This window comes from Kiloniella sp. (assembly GCF_965205715.1).
Lineage (GTDB): Bacteria > Pseudomonadota > Alphaproteobacteria > Kiloniellales > Kiloniellaceae > Kiloniella.
The window spans coordinates 878,514-896,305 of sequence record NZ_CBDBHW010000013.1; the positions used below are offsets into that span (position 1 = coordinate 878,514).

The window sequence follows — 17,792 nt, forward strand, 5'->3', positions numbered from 1 at the left end:
AATTAGCCGCTCAGCTCTTCAACGACAAGTTTATGGTAAAGGGCTTTATCCATTGCGCCCTCACTATTAACTAAGAGAATACGTGAATCAGGAGACAAGCCAAGGGTTTGCCGACTTTCCTCGTGACTGGCTGTCATAATCAGTGCTGCCAGTCCTGCCACACTGGATTCCCCAGCTGTGATTGTTGGGTCACCAAAGGGGGAATTTGCAAGAAGCTGCATGGAAGGAGCTGTAATGTCATCTGGTACAGTCATGAAAAAATCTGCCCCTTTAGACAAAATATCCCATGCGATAGGAGAGGCCTCACCACAATCAAGCCCGGCCATTATAGTGTGTATTTCTCCTGTATCTTTATCTCCAGAAGCCTTGGTAAGAGTACCCTCTGCAGCAGAAGCAAAAAGACAGGCGGCATTTTCCGGCTCAACTATGACGATGACGGGTCGTTTGTAGTCCAAAAGATCCCATAGATAACCCGTAATCGCTGCAGCTAATCCACCAACACCGGCTTGGATGAAAATATGGCTGGGGGGGACCGCCTCACGAAAACTGCGGGTGAAATATTCGATAATGGCCTCTTCGGCAATCAGGCTATATCCCTGCATAACTTGAGAGGGGATTTTTGTATAATCTGCCCAAGAGGTATCAGAAATAACCTGATGTCCCTCTTTGTGCCCGGTTTCAGCGCAAAGACGAACGGTATCATCGTAATTCAAATTACTTTGGATCACCTGAGCGCCAAATTCTCTGATCGCCTCTATGCGCTCTTTACTGCAACTGGAAGGTACGTAAATAACTGCGGAGCAACCAAATAGCTGGGCACCCCACGCGACGGATCTGCCGTGGTTACCGTCTGTAGCCGTTGTTACTGTTATCTGTGAAGTAATCTCTTTGTATTTCTCTGATCGCAAAATATCAGAATCAATTTGCAAACCAGTTCTTTTTTCAACGATGCTCTGGATATGTTTGAACACAGCATAGGCACCGCCAAGAGACTTAAAACTTCCAAGGCCAAATCTTTTGCTTTCATCCTTGAAACTGATGTCCACGAGATTAAGTATGTTGGCAAGGTGAGGTAGAGAAATTAATTCGCTAACTTCATATCCCGGCCAGCTTTGGATTTCTTGATGAGCTTCTTGGCAGTTTTCCTTGGAAATGATGTCACGGAGTTTTTCGCTATATACGAGGCTTCGTTCTGCATCCGGATTGGGTAAAAGGTTAAATTGGGATCTTTTCCAAGGAGAGAGTGAGTTGTCCATGTACTGTGTCTTGTCTTTCTTAATATGTCACTGTTTTCAACAGTTAGCCCTTTTCCCTGTAAAGCAAAAAGTATAGAGAAATTAGTCTAATAGTGGGGCTAGTTGTAAAATAGAATTATTCTAAAAAGATCTTGACTTTTCAATCAGCGGCCTATTAAGTTCGCATCATGAAAATACCCTTAGCGCGGGGCAATGCGCAATCACATATTTACACATTGTATCCGGCGCTCACAACGTGAGCATGACTATAAGGACTAGTACGAACTAATGCTTACGATTGGTGATAAATTTCCAGAGTTCGCTCTGACAGGTGTTGTATCTAATAGCCCAGTAAACGGGTTTGTTGAAATCTCAGACAAAAGCTACGAAGGCAAATGGAAAGTTGTTTTCTTCTGGCCAAAAGATTTCACATTCATCTGCCCAACTGAGATTGCTGCTTTTGGCGCTCTGAACGAAGAGTTCGAAGACCGTGACGCGCAGATCCTGGGTGTTTCCACTGACAGTGACTTCGTTCACATGGCTTGGCGTAAAGATCACGAAGATCTCAACGATCTTCCATTCCCAATGGTTTCAGACATCAAGCGTGAGCTTTGTGAAGGCCTTGGTATTTTGGATGCCGACGCTGGTGTTGCTCTTCGTGCAACTTTCGTTGTTGATCCAGACGGTATCATTCAGCACGTTGGTGTTAATGGTCTAAACGTTGGTCGTAACCCACAAGAAACTCTTCGTATCCTGGATGCATTGCAGACTGACGAACTCTGCCCGTGCAACTGGAACAAAGGTGACGAAGTTCTTAAAGTCGCTTAAGAAATTTTGCTCAATAAAAAGGCGGGTACGGGAAACCGAGCCCGCCTTTTTTGTTGAAAGATTCAATATAAATTCCGTCCAACATACCTTGGTAAAAGGATAATCTCATGTCTATTAATGATCTGAAATCCGCAGTTCCGGATTATGCAAAGGATCTGAAGCTGAACATTACCAATGTTTTGACTTCGACTACTCTCAACGAGCAACAGATCTGGGGCACAGCTCTTGCTTCTGCTTTGGCAAGTCGAAATGCCTTTGTAATCAAAGCGATTGATGCGGAAGCAAAAGAGAAACTATCTCCAGAGGCTTATGGGGCTGCAAAGTCGGCAGCGTCAATAATGGGTATGAATAATATTTATTATCGTTTTGCCCATCTCAGCGGCAACGAAGATTATCTCAAGCTTCCTGCGCGCCTGCGCATGAACGTTATCGGTCGTCCTGGTGTTGATAAGATTGATTTCGAGCTTTGGTCACTGGCGGTGTCTTCAATTAATGGCTGCGGTATGTGTATCGAATCCCATGAAAAACAAGTCGCGGGTGGTGGTATATCGAAAGAAGGTATTCAGGATGCCATTCGTATAGCTGCGGTAATGCACGCACTTGCTGCCACATTCGATGGTGAAGACGCTCTGGCAGGTTAAGCAAAATATCTCACCAGAGCTCGGCATTAATAAAGGGGCAGTTTTGCCCCTTTATTTGTTTGTAAAATTAGGGGGTTTTGTTCGGCCCATTATTATCAGAATCGATCATTCGCTCCGCGAGAAATTTCTCAGGCGAAAGGATTGCAGCAAGTGAAACCGAAACGGTAGAGATGGAAAGAAGGGCAACCAGTAGTATTGTCAGACTCAAAAGGCCGGTTCTTCGGTCATTACCTTTGTATGTATCGCGGACATATCCAGTTCTGTGCATCCCGCGCACTCCTTATAAAATCGTCTCGGGGCTGTAATTAAATTCTGTTGAGATTCTTAATCTGGGAAAATTCAGTCAAACAAACTCTGCTAGGCTACCTAAGTAGAGATCAACTGTGACAGTTGTTTAGAGGAAATAAGGCAATTTGGTGTTTTTTCTGACCTCTAACTGACTGTGTTAGTGTTGCAATTAGGCACTTAGCTAACCTTGGAATTACATCTGTAGGTTACTACTCGCGGGTTATAGATCGTATAAAGTACCGCCAAATGCAGATTCACAGTTGCGATCACTGTGTCGGTTATATTACGGTGCCGCTGTGCATAACCCCGTCTTGAAACTCGTAAGCCCGATCTAGTTATCCTTTCTAGAGTCGGCGAAACAACAGGAGCATAAGGTCATGCCGCAACTTGCGGATCGCCTCTCGCGAATCAAACCCTCTCCAACTATTGCTGTAACCACAAAAGCCCGTGAGCTCAAAGCTGCAGGCCGTGACGTAATTGGCCTTGGCGCTGGTGAACCGGATTTTGAAACCCCGGACAACATTAAAGCTGCCGCTATTACTGCCATTAAGGGTGGTGACACCCGTTACACCGCAGTTGATGGTACGCCAAAACTCAAGGCTGCCATCTGTGAAAAGTTCAAGCGGGATAATGGTCTCGACTATAAGCCTGAGCAGATTTCAGTTGCAACTGGTGGCAAGCAGATCCTTTACAATGCTTTCATGGCAACCCTAAACCCCGGCGATGAAGTTATCATTCCTGCGCCGTTCTGGGTATCTTATCCTGACATGGTATTGCTTGCCGATGGTGAGCCGGTTGCGGTTCCCTGCATGCAGAGCAACGGTTTCAAGCTACAGGCTGATGACCTTGAAGAAGCGATTACTGACAAGACCAAGTGGGTCCTTCTGAACAGCCCGTCAAATCCTACAGGGGCGGCCTATTCTTATGATGAAATGAAGGCGCTTACGGACGTTCTCAAACGTCATGAACACGTAATGATCCTGACTGACGATATGTATGAAAAGCTGGTTTACGATGATTTTGAATTCGTAACTCCAGCACAGGTTGAACCGTCTCTTTATGATCGCACTCTGACCATGAACGGTGTTTCTAAAGCCTATTGTATGACAGGCTGGCGTATTGGTTATTGTGGCGGGCCAACTGCCCTGATCAAAGCGATGGCTAAAATTCAGTCACAAAGCACGTCGAACCCTTGCTCTGTCAGTCAGGCTGCTGCGGTTGAAGCGATACGTGGTGATCAGGGCTTTATTGCCAAGCACAACGATGTATTTAAAGCACGTCGTGACATGGTTGTTGATCTACTCAACGATTGCCCTGGCATTAATTGCTCCAAGCCAGAGGGAGCATTTTATGTCTATCCTTCTTGTGAAGGTACAATCGGTAAGACAACACCCGATGGAAAACAAATCTCCTCTGATGGTGATTTTGTAACATATTTGCTTGAAAGTGCAGATGTTGCGGCGGTTCAGGGACAAGCCTTTGGCCTTTCCCCTTATTTCCGTATTTCTTACGCAACATCGACAGAAGCTTTGAAAGAAGCTTGCGAGCGCATCAAACGTGCGTGTGAAGCATTGAACGGTTAAACCGACGTGTTCGTGAGACCTTGTGAATAGTTAAAATCAACTCTTCACATCCTTGCGAGCTAATCTGGTCTTTATAATAGAAAGGGCGCATCATCTGATGTGCCCTTTTTTGTGTATATCTCTTAGTTCAAGGCAAAAACACAGGTATCTCGCGAAGGGGTGATTTGTTCGTGAGAACCTGAGGGGTTATCTCTGTAGGTGGAACTAGACAGAGGGATAGATAATGTTAATCAAGTTACGCAAACGTTGGGAACTGAAAGAAAATCAGGCCACATCCGAAAGCGTTTATTTGAATCGCCGCCGTTTTATCAAGAACGCGGCACTGGGCTCAGTGGCTCTTTCCGCAGGAATGCTTGCTGGGTGTGAAGAGCAAAGTGCAGAGGCTACTGCAGCAGCACCTGATAAGACGTTGAAAAGTAGCCTGGATCCGAGTGCTAAATACTATCCGGCTTCTCGTAACGATACCTACAAGTTGGATCGTGAACTCAGCCTGGAAGAGTTGGCGACGACTTATAACAATTATTATGAATTCGGTTCTTCAAAGAACATACATGAAAAAGCACAATCCTTGCAGATCCGCCCTTGGTCTATTGCCATAGATGGGATGGTCGAAAAGGAAATGAATCTCGATATTGACGATCTCTTTTCCAAGATCGAATTTGAAGAACGCCTTTATCGGCATCGCTGTGTAGAAGCTTGGTCTATGGCTGTTCCCTGGACGGGCTTTCCTTTGCGTAAACTTGTTGAACTCGCGCAACCTCTATCCAGTGCGAAATATCTTCGCATGGAGACTTTTAACCTCCCGGATGTGGCAACGGGCCAGAAAGCTCATTGGTATCCATGGCCTTATATTGAAGGCCTGACGATCGAAGAAGCCACTCACGATCTCGCCTTTATAGCTACGGGAATTTACGGCAAACCATTACCAAAACAGAACGGAGCGCCTCTTCGTTTGGTGACGCCGTGGAAGTATGGCTTTAAATCAACAAAGGCTATTATCAAATTTACTTTCACGGATAAAAGGCCTGTTTCCTTCTGGGAAGAAATTCAGGGATCTGAATATGGGTTCTGGGCAAATGTTAACCCGGAAGTCCCTCACGCTAGGTGGAGCCAAGCAACCGAACAACCTTTAGGTAAAAGTGAACGTGTACCGACGTTGCCATTTAATGGTTACGCCGAAGACATTGCCTATCTCTACCAAAACATCAAAGGCGAGCGCCTTTATACCTGAATAAGATTTGCAGGGTATACATGGAAAGCGGGGTATGGATCAGTCCATGCTCCGCTTCGTCTTTATATCGGGGCCTTATTTGTTCATGCGTATTCAATTTCCCTACAAGTCGATGTGTGAAGAAGGAAAAAATTGCTTGAGGGAGGTTGAGAAAAGCTCTCTGTCATAGATTTATTCATAATACGGCTTTGAATACATTTACGGCGCTGCCGCTGATGCGGACGGATTGTGGTCGGTAATCTTTGATTTCGACAAAGACTTCCACGTCCCCTGGACGCCCCATGGCCTCTCCCTGTCTCGCGTGAAAATGAAAGGTACCGTTTTCTATATCTGGGAACCTTTCTTCGACAAGGTAAGCTCCGACCGGACCATTCGCGTTCCCTGTAACGGGGTCTTCATCAATGCCAATCGCTGGGGCGAACATTCGCCCGTGGATAAGAGGCCTCTTATTTTGGTCCGAGAGCGTAAAGGTGAAATAGCCGTTACAGCCAATTTCTTTGCTAAGGTTTGATAACGCAGCGTGGTCAGGTCGAAGGCTCTGTAAACATGACTTGGAATTTAGGGCAATCATGACTTTGGAATGTCCGGTTGAAACAATACGGACGGGCAGTTTTTGATATCGATCTGTGCTCTTTATGCCAAGTGCGTCTTCGATCCGGGTAATAACTTTGTCTGACATTGTTGGTGAGAACTCTGGCTTTCCCTGGGTCATGGTAACCCTGATTTCATTATCGTTGCGTTCAATGTCGATGGGCAAAATGCCCGTCCCGATTTTTTGCATGACACGGCCTGATGTTATGCCCAGCTCTTGCGCGCGGACAAAGTGAGCGGCGATGGTGGCGTGACCGCAAGAGGGAACCTCTGTCGTGGGCGTGAAATAACGTAACCGGAGATCGTGATCATCACCATCCGGCTTGAGGATAAAAACCGTTTCCGAATTGTTGAGTTCCCGGGCAATGGATTGCATCTGTTGATTTGTTAAGCGGTCAGCATCAGGGACAACACCAGCGGGATTTCCAGAAAATTTAGCATGGGTAAAAGCATCCACCTGATAAATGATCAAGCCTTCTAGGTTACTCATGATTTTATGCCCCAACCGATCTCTGCAAGGCAGTGACTTCAAGGCCTACGTCATAGCCCCGGTGTAATTTTGAGCAAGGGATTACGCTACGCGCAGGGGTGTGATTACCCAATCTTTGACGGTATACCTTATCGACGATTTCCCAGTGTTTGATGTCCGAGAGGTAGATGTTGACCTTGATGGTTTGTGAAAGATCACTGTTTCCAGCAAGGAGAATCTCAGAAACATTATCGAGGACCTGGGTGGTTTGTCTGGAGATATCCCCGGGTGGAAGATCTGGATTTTCGGGTGTAATACCGAGCTGGAGTGATAAATACAGGATATCGTGGCACAAAATAGCTTGGGCATAATGCCCGAGGGGAGCAGCTGCTTTGTTCGTTGTAATTTTGGTAAGTTGAGTACTCATCTTTGAGCTTGCTCCATGATTTGTTGTTATCAATCCATGTGCAAGTATGGTTGTTAATTTAATCCGGTAAACCCCCGGCTATGCCGGGGGACTCTCAATGGTTTGACCGTTCCCACGGTCTTACATTTCTTTGTTTATTGACCAAAATAACAAAGGAATTAGCCGATGAGAGATTACAAAAGCCTTGCACATACGAGATGGGATTGTAAATACCACGTGGTTTTCATCCCTAAACGCAGGCAAAAAGTTATCTATGGCAACCTACGTCAGTATCTTGGTGAAATTTTCCATGAACTGGCCGGGCATCGCGAAAGTAAGATTGAGGAGGGCCATTTGATGCCGGATCACATTCACATGTGTATCAGCATACCGCCCAAACATGCTGTTTCAAAAGTCGTTGGATACCTAAAAGGAAAAAGCGCGATTGCCATAGCTCGAAAATTCAAAAATAAAGCACGGAATTTCAAGGGTGAAAATTTTTGGGCCCGTGGATATTTCGTCTCAACTGTAGGGCTCGATGAACAGATGGTGAGGGAGTATATCAGAACGCAAGAAGAGCGTGATAAGTACTTTGACCAAATGGATATATTCAATCCATAACCGCTTTAGCGGTTCCCAATTTGCCCCTTTAAGGGGCTCACCCGCTTAAGCCCCCGGCTTTGCCGGGGGTCATTTAACTGAAGTTCATCAATGAAGGTTATTGTAATTACCTGTACAAAAATATACAGCGAGTGAGTTGTCTTTATAGTAAAGTCGCTCAAGAGGAGGTGTCTTGTGAATTGGGATGACGCCAAAATATTCTTGGCAGTGGCGGCAGCGGGCTCATATGCAAGTGCTGCGCGGGAACTTGGATTGACACATCCAACAATTGGTCGTCGTATCCAAGGCTTGGAGAGTACGCTTGGAGGGCGTCTGTTCGATAAGAGTGCGCAGGGTGTCGTTCTTACCCCGCGAGGTGAAGAGCTTGTCGAACATGCCGAAGCAATGGAGCGTGCAGCAGGACGTTTCAAATCAACAGCCAGAGAGTCTACCGGTCTTCGTGGTGTCGTTAGGATTAGTTGCGGAAGCCCGATGCACTCTTTCATCGTGGCGCATTTACCTGATCTCTACCTACGTTACCCCGAACTTAGGATCGAACTCGATGATTCTTCGGATTATGTAAATCTTTCGCGCGGGGAAGCAGACATCGCCATCCGTAGCAGATTGCCTGAAACCGGTGCGCTAAAGGTGAAGAAGCTGGTCCATGCTGACATGGCAATCTTTGCAGGGCATGGATACCTTGCGAGACACCCCTTTCATGTAACTCGGGATTTATCAGATTTTGACTGGGAGAATTATAATTGGGCTAATTATGATTGGGTGGTTCACGATGAACGAATGTCCCATTATCCCTATATGCAATGGTTGATGCCTCTATTGGCAAAAAGGCCACCTCGGTTAAGAGTTATGCGGCGCTACTCCCAATTGGAAGCAATGATCAATGGGATCGGTCTTGGTGTGTTACCTGTTATAGAAGGGGGGCGTTTTACGGAACTCGGTCAAATAACACCTGCTTTGCCACAACTGCGTTTTCCACAATATATTATAGCGCACGAGACCAACCTGAGATCGAGTAGAGTTAGGCTCTTTTGGGACTGGTTAACTGATACTGTAAAACAACACCGGAATGATTTTGGAAAATCCGAATAACTCGAAGAATCGATAAAGCAAAAAAAAACCTCCAAGCACAAAGGCTTGGAGGCAAGTCAAACAGGCCTAATGACATCATAGCTGCCCAAAAACGACATCTCAACGAACATATAGAGAACAAAGATTCAGCACTGCTGCTTATCCGTCTTCCAACCGAAGGTATTGATACAAAGTTTCTCGACTGATACAAAAGTCTCGTGCAACCTGTGATTTTGTTACGCCAGATGCCACTCGTTTTTTCAGATCGCAGACCTGATCCGATGAGAGTGCCTTCTTTCTTCCTCGATACGCGCCTCGTTTTTTAGCCAACTCAATGCCTTCACGTTGCCGTTCATGGATCAAAGAGCGTTCAAACTCTGCAAATGCTCCCATAACCGATAACATCAAAGTCGCCATTGGTGAGTCCTCGCCCGTGAAGGTCAAACCTTCCTTGATAAACTCTATACGAACTTCACGGCTTGTCAGAGATTGTACAATCCGACGCAGGTCATCAAGATTTCGAGCCAAGCGATCCATACTGTGAACAACGACTGTGTCACCGATCCTGACAAATTTTAAGAGTTCATCTAATTTAATCCGGTAAACCCCCGGCTATGCCGGGGGACTCTCAATGGTTTGACCGTTCCCACGGTCTTACATTTCTTTGTTTATTGACCAAAATAACAAAGGAATTAGCCGATGAGAGATTACAAAAGCCTTGCACATACGAGATGGGATTGTAAATACCACGTGGTTTTCATCCCTAAACGCAGGCAAAAAGTTATCTATGGCAACCTACGTCAGTATCTTGGTGAAATTTTCCATGAACTGGCCGGGCATCGCGAAAGTAAGATTGAGGAGGGCCATTTGATGCCGGATCACATTCACATGTGTATCAGCATACCGCCCAAACATGCTGTTTCAAAAGTCGTTGGATACCTAAAAGGAAAAAGCGCGATTGCCATAGCTCGAAAATTCAAAAATAAAGCACGGAATTTCAAGGGTGAAAATTTTTGGGCCCGTGGATATTTCGTCTCAACTGTAGGGCTCGATGAACAGATGGTGAGGGAGTATATCAGAACGCAAGAAGAGCGTGATAAGTACTTTGACCAAATGGATATATTCAATCCATAACCGCTTTAGCGGTTCCCAATTTGCCCCTTTAAGGGGCTCACCCGCTTAAGCCCCCGGCTTTGCCGGGGGTCATTTAACTGGGGGCGATTAACATCCTTGCCAGATGCACTATCTGTAAAAACACGGTCAAGTTTGAGGTTTTCCAGTTGTCGTTCCGGGTTCTGTTCATAGGTGCTTACCCGAATGTAGCCGATGCGCTGACCAATCATAGATTCTTTCCTCAAAACTGTCAGGAAAGAATCTATGACCCTGAGCACCTTGTGTCAACAAATAGAACAATTGATCCTATACTGACAAGTATCAGATTATGCACCTGACGTCAGGCTGGAGTATACCCAAAACCCACACTTCTAAATCTGCTCAGTTCAAACAGCATTTTTTGTATTTCTTGCCACTACCGCATGGGCAAGGGTCATTGCGTCCAACTTTAGGACTTGTTCTCTCAAGCGGGATGGTGTCTTCAGCGAAAAGGTCAGGATCATGAGGGATCATATTTGTAAGGTGTTCAAGTAAATCACCTTCGGTTAGCTCACCATCTGGGGAATTTCCAAACACCATGGATTTCGCCATTCCCCAGTTTCCAGGATCTTCAGATTTCTTAATCATTTTTGGAGAAATTTTTGCAATATGTTTTTGCAAAGCTTTTGTCTTTGATAAAAAACCTTGCTGTTCGCTCCATGTAAAAAACCGAGTTATCGTCGGAGCGAAAGTTGCAAACATTTCAGCACTCGCCGATACTTTCCGCGGCATGATATCCAAACACACGTCATCTATTATATATTCATCGATATCTGCAGGTCCTGCCAAATGGTAACCATAACAAAAATCGTAGAAACAGCTGATCATGAAATATCCATTTTGTTTCTCACAGTCATTAAGCTCCTCAAATAACAGGTCTTTTTCGAACTCGTCAAACGCGACATCAAACCAGTCTGAAATTGTGGAAGCATCTTGGTCGGAATATTCACCATCTGTAATAAAGGATAAATTATTCACTAAAGCATCCCCTAAGGGGCTATACAGTTCTGGACTATCGTCATCGTGATACAACAATGTTGATCTCGGTTGCTGAAGCAATTTTTCTTCTGCAGCATCAATTGTTGTGTAGAGGATCTCTCGCATTACAGGAATTTTACGGAGAGCCTTCTGATTGATGAGTTGGAATGCAGCGGCAGCCAAACATTTCCAGTCAGGATTTTGTTGATCGTCTTTCAGCATTGCTGCGGTTTGTAACATTCGTTGCGCCCAGATTTCCCGGCGTGTTTCCAGATATTTCCAGAGTTTGGTTTCAATTGTGCGCTCTGAACCGGTTGATGAGACAATAGCTCTGGTGGTTTCATTGTCTTCAAACCAGCAATCAGTCAAAGGAAAGAGTCTGTGCCAGGTGTCTTCGCCATTAACCAGGCGACCCCGTTTTTGCGGAGACGCGTCACTTATTTCACCTTGTGGGTCTACATATTCCATCCATGCCTGTACTGATGTGGCTTGAGGTTTTAAAGAGAAAAGTCCGCACTGTTCCACAACGTCCAATAAGCCAGGTGCTGGTAGGGCCTTATGTTCAAGCCCATCTGCCAATGCTGACTGTAAAATTAATTCAAGTGTTTGTTGGTCTATTAGAAAGCCTGGAGAGTGCGAACTTACTTTCTCCAAAATTCCATGAGCTTCTTTGAGACTGTCGCAGGGAATGACAAATGCATCTTTAATTCCATGCCCCATTTTTGTAAGTAACATGGAAACTGTCACGTTTTGTCCGTTCTGTGCCAGAATAGAAAGGCTTTGCGATCCTACCCCGTCAACGACACTGGCCCTCCTCTCATGGATTTGTATAGCAACCTGATTTTCAATAGCCCCTGAAATTTCTTTGCGCCGTGCATTTTTTAATGCGTTATCTATTATATTCCGCGCCCGGCCAGAACCCATCCAACTGCGTAGCATAGGCATATATTGAAGAGTTTCGGGATGAAGTTTGGCTAATGCCGCGTTGTCAGCCAACCCCATAGCCGCAGATTCACGTATTAAAGGTGTTCGGTCCAGCAACCAATACAATGCTAGTCGTTCAAATGCAGGATTTTCCATTGTTGAAACATAACGGGCAAACCCAGCTTGTGCATCGCTCGGGAAAGCCGAGGAGGCATTATTCAAAGCAAGATAGAAATCATACGATGTCCCACCCTCTTCCTGGAGAGAGGTCAACATCTGTTCCAGGTCGGCGGGCAATGGAGTTGGAAATTCAGGTGTATCAAAGTCCGAATTTAAATCAAAAATCAGGACTTCAGGTACTTTTAGGCTTGCCCTTCCATAACATTCGACCAAGTTCATATGAGTGTGATACTCAAAGCTCTTTTTTGCCTGCAGGGACTTAAGAGCGACCTCAGAGCTTTCCAGGAAAGTTTTACCGTAAAGACCATCATTCTCAACGTCCATCCGGGCTTCATCTAGAAGGCGGGTGAATAAATCACTGAACCTCGTTTCTTCGGATTTTCCCTCTTTAGATATGCCTAGAATCAAAGTTTTTGCTATCTTGTCATCACTTAACAGGTCCGATTTTACGGATAAAAAATATTCATAAAATACACTCGAATCAAAACCATACGTTTGAATAAAGTCGAGACAGGTATTTAACAGTTTTTTGGACACAAGATCTTCCTTTGTTCCTGGATCAGCCCGCTTGTTACTCAAAATCGATTAGAGAAATTTAGCCCCCTGATTTTAGGCAGCCAATCTCTGATAATCAATTCGTTTCAGCAGATTGACATCAAAGAAGCCATACGGGTTGATATGGCCGTAAATAGCAGGATTAAGACCCCGAAAATCTTCCAGTGTCATCCGCGCGGCCCATGCCTGTTCTGATAATACAGTTTGTAACATCCTGGTATTTACGTAAACAAGACAGCTCTGCAGAAGATGTAGCGCCAAAACGGATATCTCCTGATCATCGATACGGTTTGTCGCAATCTCACCGCCATTACCAAAAAATACAAAGCCGTTGGCACTATTCCAGTTTTCCACCACATTCAGGCCCTCATGGATTTCCCGACGCAGGGATTCCAAACGTAGATACTTGCATAGGAAAATGGTTTTGATTGCTCTCCCCAATTCCGCCAATCCCTTGTACGTCGGATGCATAGTTTCTCCACGAGAAAAACGACGTAGAATAGCTTCAGGATCTGCCGTTCGATGTTTCAGCGCTGCAGTATACTTAACCATTTCATCGTATTGTCGTTCAATCAGATCCCAGTCAATGACAGAGCTCAGGATAGGAGTAAGATTTTGCAACCGGCCTTTGAAGTCTGATGACGGTAGACATAGTTTTTGACGTGCAATCGCCTTCAATCTTGGAGCCAGTTCGAAACTGAGCATACGACAAAAGGCAAAAGCCACTTCGCTCTGGCCATGACTATCTACATACTGTCGTTGAATATCCATATCAGTACAATGGCGTAACACTCCCTCAATCATGGAAGCTACTTCAGATGAAGAACATCGTTTCAATTGAGAAAAAATACAGGTAGAACGCTTGGCCACATGCCAGTAAATCATGACGCCACGCCCCTTATACCGGACATGCCATTCCGTCATAAGGTTACGGTCCCAGGCGCCAAATTTCTTGGAATCTGAGGCGCAAGCCGTGCCAACTTCTCCCCAGATAGATGGGTCACGAATAGCAAGCGTCGCATTGACAATTTGCCTGATTGCTTCCTGGAGAGCTCCCCGGTGGATGAATTTACGCCGGACATGAAGAAGTTCTTTATAGGATACACCTGGAGATCCAGCACTTATACGTTTTAGTCCCGCATTCGTCCCCAGACCATAAAGACACAACAGGAGTCTTTGCTGGAGGGTTTCTTCGTCCAGAACTACCCTGTCCCCTGAAGTTTGGAAAGCACTGAGAAACCCAGTATCAAGGGCGCTTTCTTTAAGAAGATCCAATAACCCTGTCATCGGCCATCTGCGTTCGATCTCGGTTTTGACTGATGCCAATCCTGTTGGTTCAGGTAAAGGAATGTAGGGCGAAATGGATATACTATTTTTACCACGCTCCTTGATCCGGACAAGGTTGTTATTCGGGAGTTCATTGTTCAGTAATAGCAATTCGGCTTCAAGTTCAGCCCGTATACCTGCAGTGAAGGTCTTTGCATCCTGGCTAAGGCCAAGATCCTCATAGTAAGTCTTGCGTTTAGTATCAAAATCTTTAGGCAAATCATCGTCCGGATTACGATAACGATCAGAGCCAACAACCCAAATTTCCTTGCAACGTATCCGGTCCCGTAGAGCAAGCAGAACACAAAGTTCGTAATTTATCCTATTTATTCGGAGACAACCCGAACTGTCGGCTTCAACAACGCAATTATACCATTTCGGTGCGATCACCCCGTCGATTGGGATACCATCTTTCAGACGGACAATTCGGCGGGTATCGTTTTTCATACTCTCAATCCAGGCAAGAGCCTTAAGTACTGGGCGATGTATGACGTTGTTAGATTTAAAATCCAGGACCTTGAGAGTATCAGGTAACATTGGACGATAATGATGAGCGTAGGAACTTCTCATGACCTGAAATACAAGCTGGTTCCATGTTCCTCGCGTCTTATGGCCTTTAATTATTGCAGCAAGCTTCTCTTCCCCTGCAACCGGAAAAATAACGTCCCTAATTACTCCGTCCGGGTTTCTAAGGGCAGCAAAGGCCATGTCGACAAGAAGTTTTTCCTTACCATGTATCTTGGAGGCATTCCGGGAAACTTCAGCAATAATTGTGCTTTCAGCCTTTTTTGATATTTTATGAGTCGTTTCCAGCAAGAGATCGGTTAGGCCATCCGCCAGCTCAGCTTCGCGTTCAATCAAGAAAATCACATACATTCCAAGTCGGCGGTTTATTGTGTGCCGGCGCATTTCCCATGCGGCTTCCTGTGCCACCCGACGCCTGTATTTCTCCCGCCAGTAAGGCCCAATTTTGGATATCATTGAGCGTGGCAGGGCAAGTGAGCGTATAAAAGACAATCGTCCAGAGACCTTAAGCACACTCTCGAGCGCTACACGCCCGGGCTCTTCTTTGAAATCCGAAAACCCATAGGAAGGTGGAGTTGGGTCAAGAGAATTTTCAAGGCGGCATATAGTCTCATACCCGAGCCTCATAACAATACGAGCCAAGAGATCATCCTCATATTGTTGCCGTGCCGTTCTAACCAACCGAGTGGCCTCTTTAAGAGCTGGTCCCTGTAGTTGTCGTTCTAGGCACCATAAATACAGGTGATCCAACATCTCTCCTGTTAACGTACAGGTGGAGCAAAGCTCATGGGTCAACCATAGTTGTAAATTCCTACGATCATCAGCTTTCATCTTTCGCACATTGAGGAGAGATAAAATTTCCAAACGATGACGTTGGCTGTTGCGGCTGGAAAATTCATATAAATCAACGTCAGTAACCTCCCGACCAACTTGGTCGGCAAGGAAAGGCAGTGCAAATTCAGGGATTTCTTTCCATGTTTTTGGAAAACGGCCTACAAGACTATAAAACTTTAATTGTGCCGCAAAACCAAGTCTGAAACCTGACGATTTACCCTCGATCCGGGTTAAGTCGTCATATCCTAAGCTCCATTGAGTTCCCACATCTGCTTCGGTCCAGTCGTGTGCCATACCAACATCCCTTGTCTGAAATGAAAAAAGATGAAGTATAATGATCAATGTTTATACCGTATGCAGGCTATTTGTTCTCTTTATGTTCGTTGAGATGTCGTATTTGGGCAGCTATGATGTCATTAGGTCAAACAGGGAGGCTTCACGTCTGGGAGACATAGGGTCCGAGGACCCTCAGGCCGAAGCCTGGAAACGGACCAACCGGAGCAAGCTCAACAGTCAGCCCAAGTAGATATTGCATAACAACATCTGATGACATGAATGTAGCAATTTTTTTCTGAATGTCGATTTACATTATTACAGTGCCGATATGCGTTTACTGCATGATTGGATTTTGATGCTAAGAAGGGATGCTTTTTAGTTTCTCGGTGAAGAATTCAATCCAGGCACGGGCTTTCTTTGTAAGCCCTTTTCTGCTGGGATAGAGGACGTAATAACTAATTATCGTACTCTGCCATTCCGGTAGCACACGGACTAATCTGTCCTTAGCGATTGCGTCATGTATGATATATTCTGGCATGATCGATATGCCGCCATCAACCTCGACCAATGATCTCAGGGCTGAAAAGTCATTGATAGAGCTGTTTGGGCTGACATCGATAGACTTAAGCTCTCCCCGATTGTTTTCGAGGACCCATTGTTTAACATTGTTACTGTTACTCATCGTTAATAGCTTGTGGTGAGGTAACTGTTCTACCGATGTTATAGGGCCGTGTTGTTTTATATAATTTGGCGAGGCGCATAGATGAGCTCTCGCCTGTCCTATCACTTTGCTCATCAGGCTTGAATCCTGCTGATCACCGACTCGAATGACGAGATCATAGCCTTCAGCAATCAGATCTACGCGACGGTTGTTGAGATCCATGTTTATTTCGATATCGGGATAGAGCTTTAAAAACTCACCAAGATAGGGCGCGATGAGATATTGCCCCATGGCAAAGGAAACACTTATCCTGAGCAGGCCGCGGGGTGTTTCCATCATCCGATGTACTGATTCGACGGCGCTTTCTGACTCTTCGACGATACGTTTGCAATGTTGAACAAAGATCTCCCCCATCTCTGTCAGTTGAACGGAACGGGTTGTTCTCTCTAACAGCCTGACACCCAGAGCCTCTTCCAACGCAGCCACTCTTCTGCTGATCCGGGATTTGGGAATCCCTAGGGCTGTAGCTGCTGGCGATATGCCTTGGAGATCGGCAACTTTGGCGAACAGCACCATATCGTTCAGGTTAATCATAAGGCTCTATGAACAATTGTTCTAAATATGGAACAGTATTGTCTAATTATGGGCCTGTTAAAAGAAAATAGAACGATTATGTTTGGGGAATAGTGAAACAAGGAGCAGTACGATGAAAGAAATTACCAAGGTTAATCATGTCGGTTTAAGAGTGAGTGATTTGACGGTGTCGCGTTCTTTTTATGAAAAACTTGGTTTTGAGTTCATCGCGGGACCAATGGGACCAGAACCTGTAGCCATTGTTGAACATCCGGCGGGAGTTAATATCAATTTCATATTGAACGCAAACCAGGCCGATAAAGATAATATTCTGATGCGTTCAGAAGAAAAGTACACTGGCTATACCCATGTCGCGCTTGAAGTGACAAATGCAGCTGCTGTTATCAAAAAGTTAGAACAGCTTGCTATTCCTCTTAGTGGTGGTCCTCATGCACATGGAACCGGGACATCTTTTTTTATTCGTGATCCAGATGACAATGTCATTGAATTTATCGAATACCTGGGTCTGGGTGGTCTTAAGTAACCCGTAATTACAGTAATGTATTGGAATGTACGATGAAAATCTGGCTCTTCTCCGCTTTGTTGAGTAGAAAAAGATGCCGACCGCCAAGTAACCTGTTGATATGTATGGTTTCTGATAACTTTACATAGAGCAGGTATATGACAATCAACATCTCGCAGCATATTTTAGGCCTCAAAGGGCAACGTGTAAATGAAATTAAACTGGATGACGGCGGTGTTAAGATTGTCATTCACTGCAGCCGAGACGCGCGTAGGAGGGCTATAGACCCTGCTACAGGCCAGAAGGGAAGCATCAACCAGCATG

Annotated in this window: 16 protein-coding genes and 2 pseudogenes; 8 read left to right on the forward strand and 10 right to left on the reverse strand. The window is 45.3% G+C overall.

What is annotated here, in order from left to right; genetic code table 11:
* Positions 1 to 2 precede the first annotated feature (2 nt).
* Positions 3 to 1,256: a diaminopropionate ammonia-lyase gene (locus ACOGW3_RS15520; protein WP_419903816.1), complete on the reverse strand. Its 1,254-nt coding sequence runs from the start codon at positions 1,254 to 1,256 to the stop codon at positions 3 to 5.
* 267 nt (positions 1,257 to 1,523) lie between these two features.
* Between ACOGW3_RS15520 and ACOGW3_RS15525 the strand changes: the two genes are divergently transcribed.
* Both ACOGW3_RS15525 and ACOGW3_RS15530 read left to right on the forward strand, forming a co-directional pair.
* Positions 1,524 to 2,063 carry a peroxiredoxin gene (locus tag ACOGW3_RS15525; RefSeq protein WP_419903817.1) on the forward strand — a complete coding sequence of 180 codons (540 nt, stop codon included), beginning with the start codon at positions 1,524 to 1,526 and terminating at the stop codon, positions 2,061 to 2,063.
* 107 nt (positions 2,064 to 2,170) lie between these two features.
* Entirely contained in the window at positions 2,171 to 2,704 is a 534-nt protein-coding gene (locus ACOGW3_RS15530) for a carboxymuconolactone decarboxylase family protein (RefSeq protein WP_419903818.1), read from the forward strand.
* Positions 2,705 to 2,771: 67 nt separating this feature from the next.
* Here the strand turns inward: ACOGW3_RS15530 and ACOGW3_RS15535 are convergent, their stop codons facing one another.
* Entirely contained in the window at positions 2,772 to 2,972 is a 201-nt protein-coding gene (locus ACOGW3_RS15535; RefSeq protein ID WP_419903819.1) for a hypothetical protein, read from the reverse strand.
* Positions 2,973 to 3,369: 397 nt separating this feature from the next.
* Here ACOGW3_RS15535 and ACOGW3_RS15540 point away from each other — a divergent pair, with 397 nt between their 5' ends.
* Together ACOGW3_RS15540 and msrP are read left to right on the forward strand one after the other, a co-directional pair.
* On the forward strand, positions 3,370 to 4,575 hold the full coding sequence (locus ACOGW3_RS15540) for a pyridoxal phosphate-dependent aminotransferase (RefSeq protein ID WP_419903820.1): 1,206 nt from the start codon (positions 3,370 to 3,372) through the stop codon (positions 4,573 to 4,575).
* Between the two features lie 223 nt (positions 4,576 to 4,798).
* Positions 4,799 to 5,806, forward strand: coding sequence for a protein-methionine-sulfoxide reductase catalytic subunit MsrP (gene msrP, locus ACOGW3_RS15545; protein WP_419903821.1), 1,008 nt, complete (start codon positions 4,799 to 4,801; stop codon positions 5,804 to 5,806).
* 175 nt (positions 5,807 to 5,981) lie between these two features.
* Here the strand turns inward: msrP and ACOGW3_RS15550 are convergent, their stop codons facing one another.
* Both ACOGW3_RS15550 and ACOGW3_RS15555 read right to left on the reverse strand, forming a co-directional pair.
* Positions 5,982 to 6,887 (reverse strand): PhzF family isomerase, encoded by a 906-nt coding sequence (locus ACOGW3_RS15550; protein WP_419903822.1) that lies wholly within the window; start codon positions 6,885 to 6,887, stop codon positions 5,982 to 5,984.
* Positions 6,888 to 6,891: 4 nt separating this feature from the next.
* Positions 6,892 to 7,293 (reverse strand): Rid family hydrolase, encoded by a 402-nt coding sequence (locus ACOGW3_RS15555; protein WP_419903823.1) that lies wholly within the window; start codon positions 7,291 to 7,293, stop codon positions 6,892 to 6,894.
* 165 nt (positions 7,294 to 7,458) lie between these two features.
* Here ACOGW3_RS15555 and tnpA (ACOGW3_RS15560) point away from each other — a divergent pair, with 165 nt between their 5' ends.
* Entirely contained in the window at positions 7,459 to 7,893 is a 435-nt protein-coding gene (gene tnpA / locus ACOGW3_RS15560) for an IS200/IS605 family transposase (RefSeq protein WP_419901154.1), read from the forward strand.
* Between the two features lie 174 nt (positions 7,894 to 8,067).
* A complete protein-coding gene (locus tag ACOGW3_RS15565; RefSeq protein WP_419903824.1) occupies positions 8,068 to 8,982 on the forward strand; it encodes a LysR family transcriptional regulator in 915 nt (304 codons plus the stop codon).
* Between the two features lie 138 nt (positions 8,983 to 9,120).
* Here the strand turns inward: ACOGW3_RS15565 and ACOGW3_RS15570 are convergent.
* Positions 9,121 to 9,561, reverse strand: a pseudogene (locus ACOGW3_RS15570) (recombinase family protein); the annotation flags it as partial.
* 99 nt (positions 9,562 to 9,660) lie between these two features.
* Here ACOGW3_RS15570 and tnpA (ACOGW3_RS15575) point away from each other — a divergent pair.
* The gene (gene tnpA / locus ACOGW3_RS15575) at positions 9,661 to 10,095 is read left to right on the forward strand and encodes an IS200/IS605 family transposase (RefSeq protein WP_419901154.1); all 435 of its coding nucleotides are present in this window, start codon (positions 9,661 to 9,663) and stop codon (positions 10,093 to 10,095) included.
* A gap of 74 nt (positions 10,096 to 10,169) precedes the next feature.
* Here the strand turns inward: tnpA (ACOGW3_RS15575) and ACOGW3_RS15580 are convergent.
* The 4 genes and pseudogenes from ACOGW3_RS15580 to ACOGW3_RS15595 all read right to left on the reverse strand — a co-directional run.
* A pseudogene (locus tag ACOGW3_RS15580) lies at positions 10,170 to 10,304 on the reverse strand (recombinase family protein); the annotation flags it as partial.
* Positions 10,305 to 10,455: 151 nt separating this feature from the next.
* Positions 10,456 to 12,732 (reverse strand): YecA family protein, encoded by a 2,277-nt coding sequence (locus ACOGW3_RS15585; RefSeq protein WP_419903825.1) that lies wholly within the window; start codon positions 12,730 to 12,732, stop codon positions 10,456 to 10,458.
* A gap of 72 nt (positions 12,733 to 12,804) precedes the next feature.
* On the reverse strand, positions 12,805 to 15,729 hold the full coding sequence (locus ACOGW3_RS15590) for a Tn3 family transposase (protein ID WP_419903826.1): 2,925 nt from the start codon (positions 15,727 to 15,729) through the stop codon (positions 12,805 to 12,807).
* A gap of 340 nt (positions 15,730 to 16,069) precedes the next feature.
* The gene (locus ACOGW3_RS15595; RefSeq protein ID WP_419903827.1) at positions 16,070 to 16,966 is read right to left on the reverse strand and encodes a LysR substrate-binding domain-containing protein; all 897 of its coding nucleotides are present in this window, start codon (positions 16,964 to 16,966) and stop codon (positions 16,070 to 16,072) included.
* A gap of 112 nt (positions 16,967 to 17,078) precedes the next feature.
* Between ACOGW3_RS15595 and ACOGW3_RS15600 the strand changes: the two genes are divergently transcribed.
* Positions 17,079 to 17,489 carry a VOC family protein gene (locus ACOGW3_RS15600; protein ID WP_419903828.1) on the forward strand — a complete coding sequence of 137 codons (411 nt, stop codon included), beginning with the start codon at positions 17,079 to 17,081 and terminating at the stop codon, positions 17,487 to 17,489.
* A 7-nt stretch (positions 17,490 to 17,496) separates the two neighbouring features.
* On the opposite strand, the gene ACOGW3_RS15605 is transcribed toward ACOGW3_RS15600, so the two are convergent.
* A complete protein-coding gene (locus tag ACOGW3_RS15605) occupies positions 17,497 to 17,640 on the reverse strand; it encodes a hypothetical protein (protein ID WP_419903829.1) in 144 nt (47 codons plus the stop codon).
* Between the last annotated feature and the right edge of the window lie 152 nt (positions 17,641 to 17,792).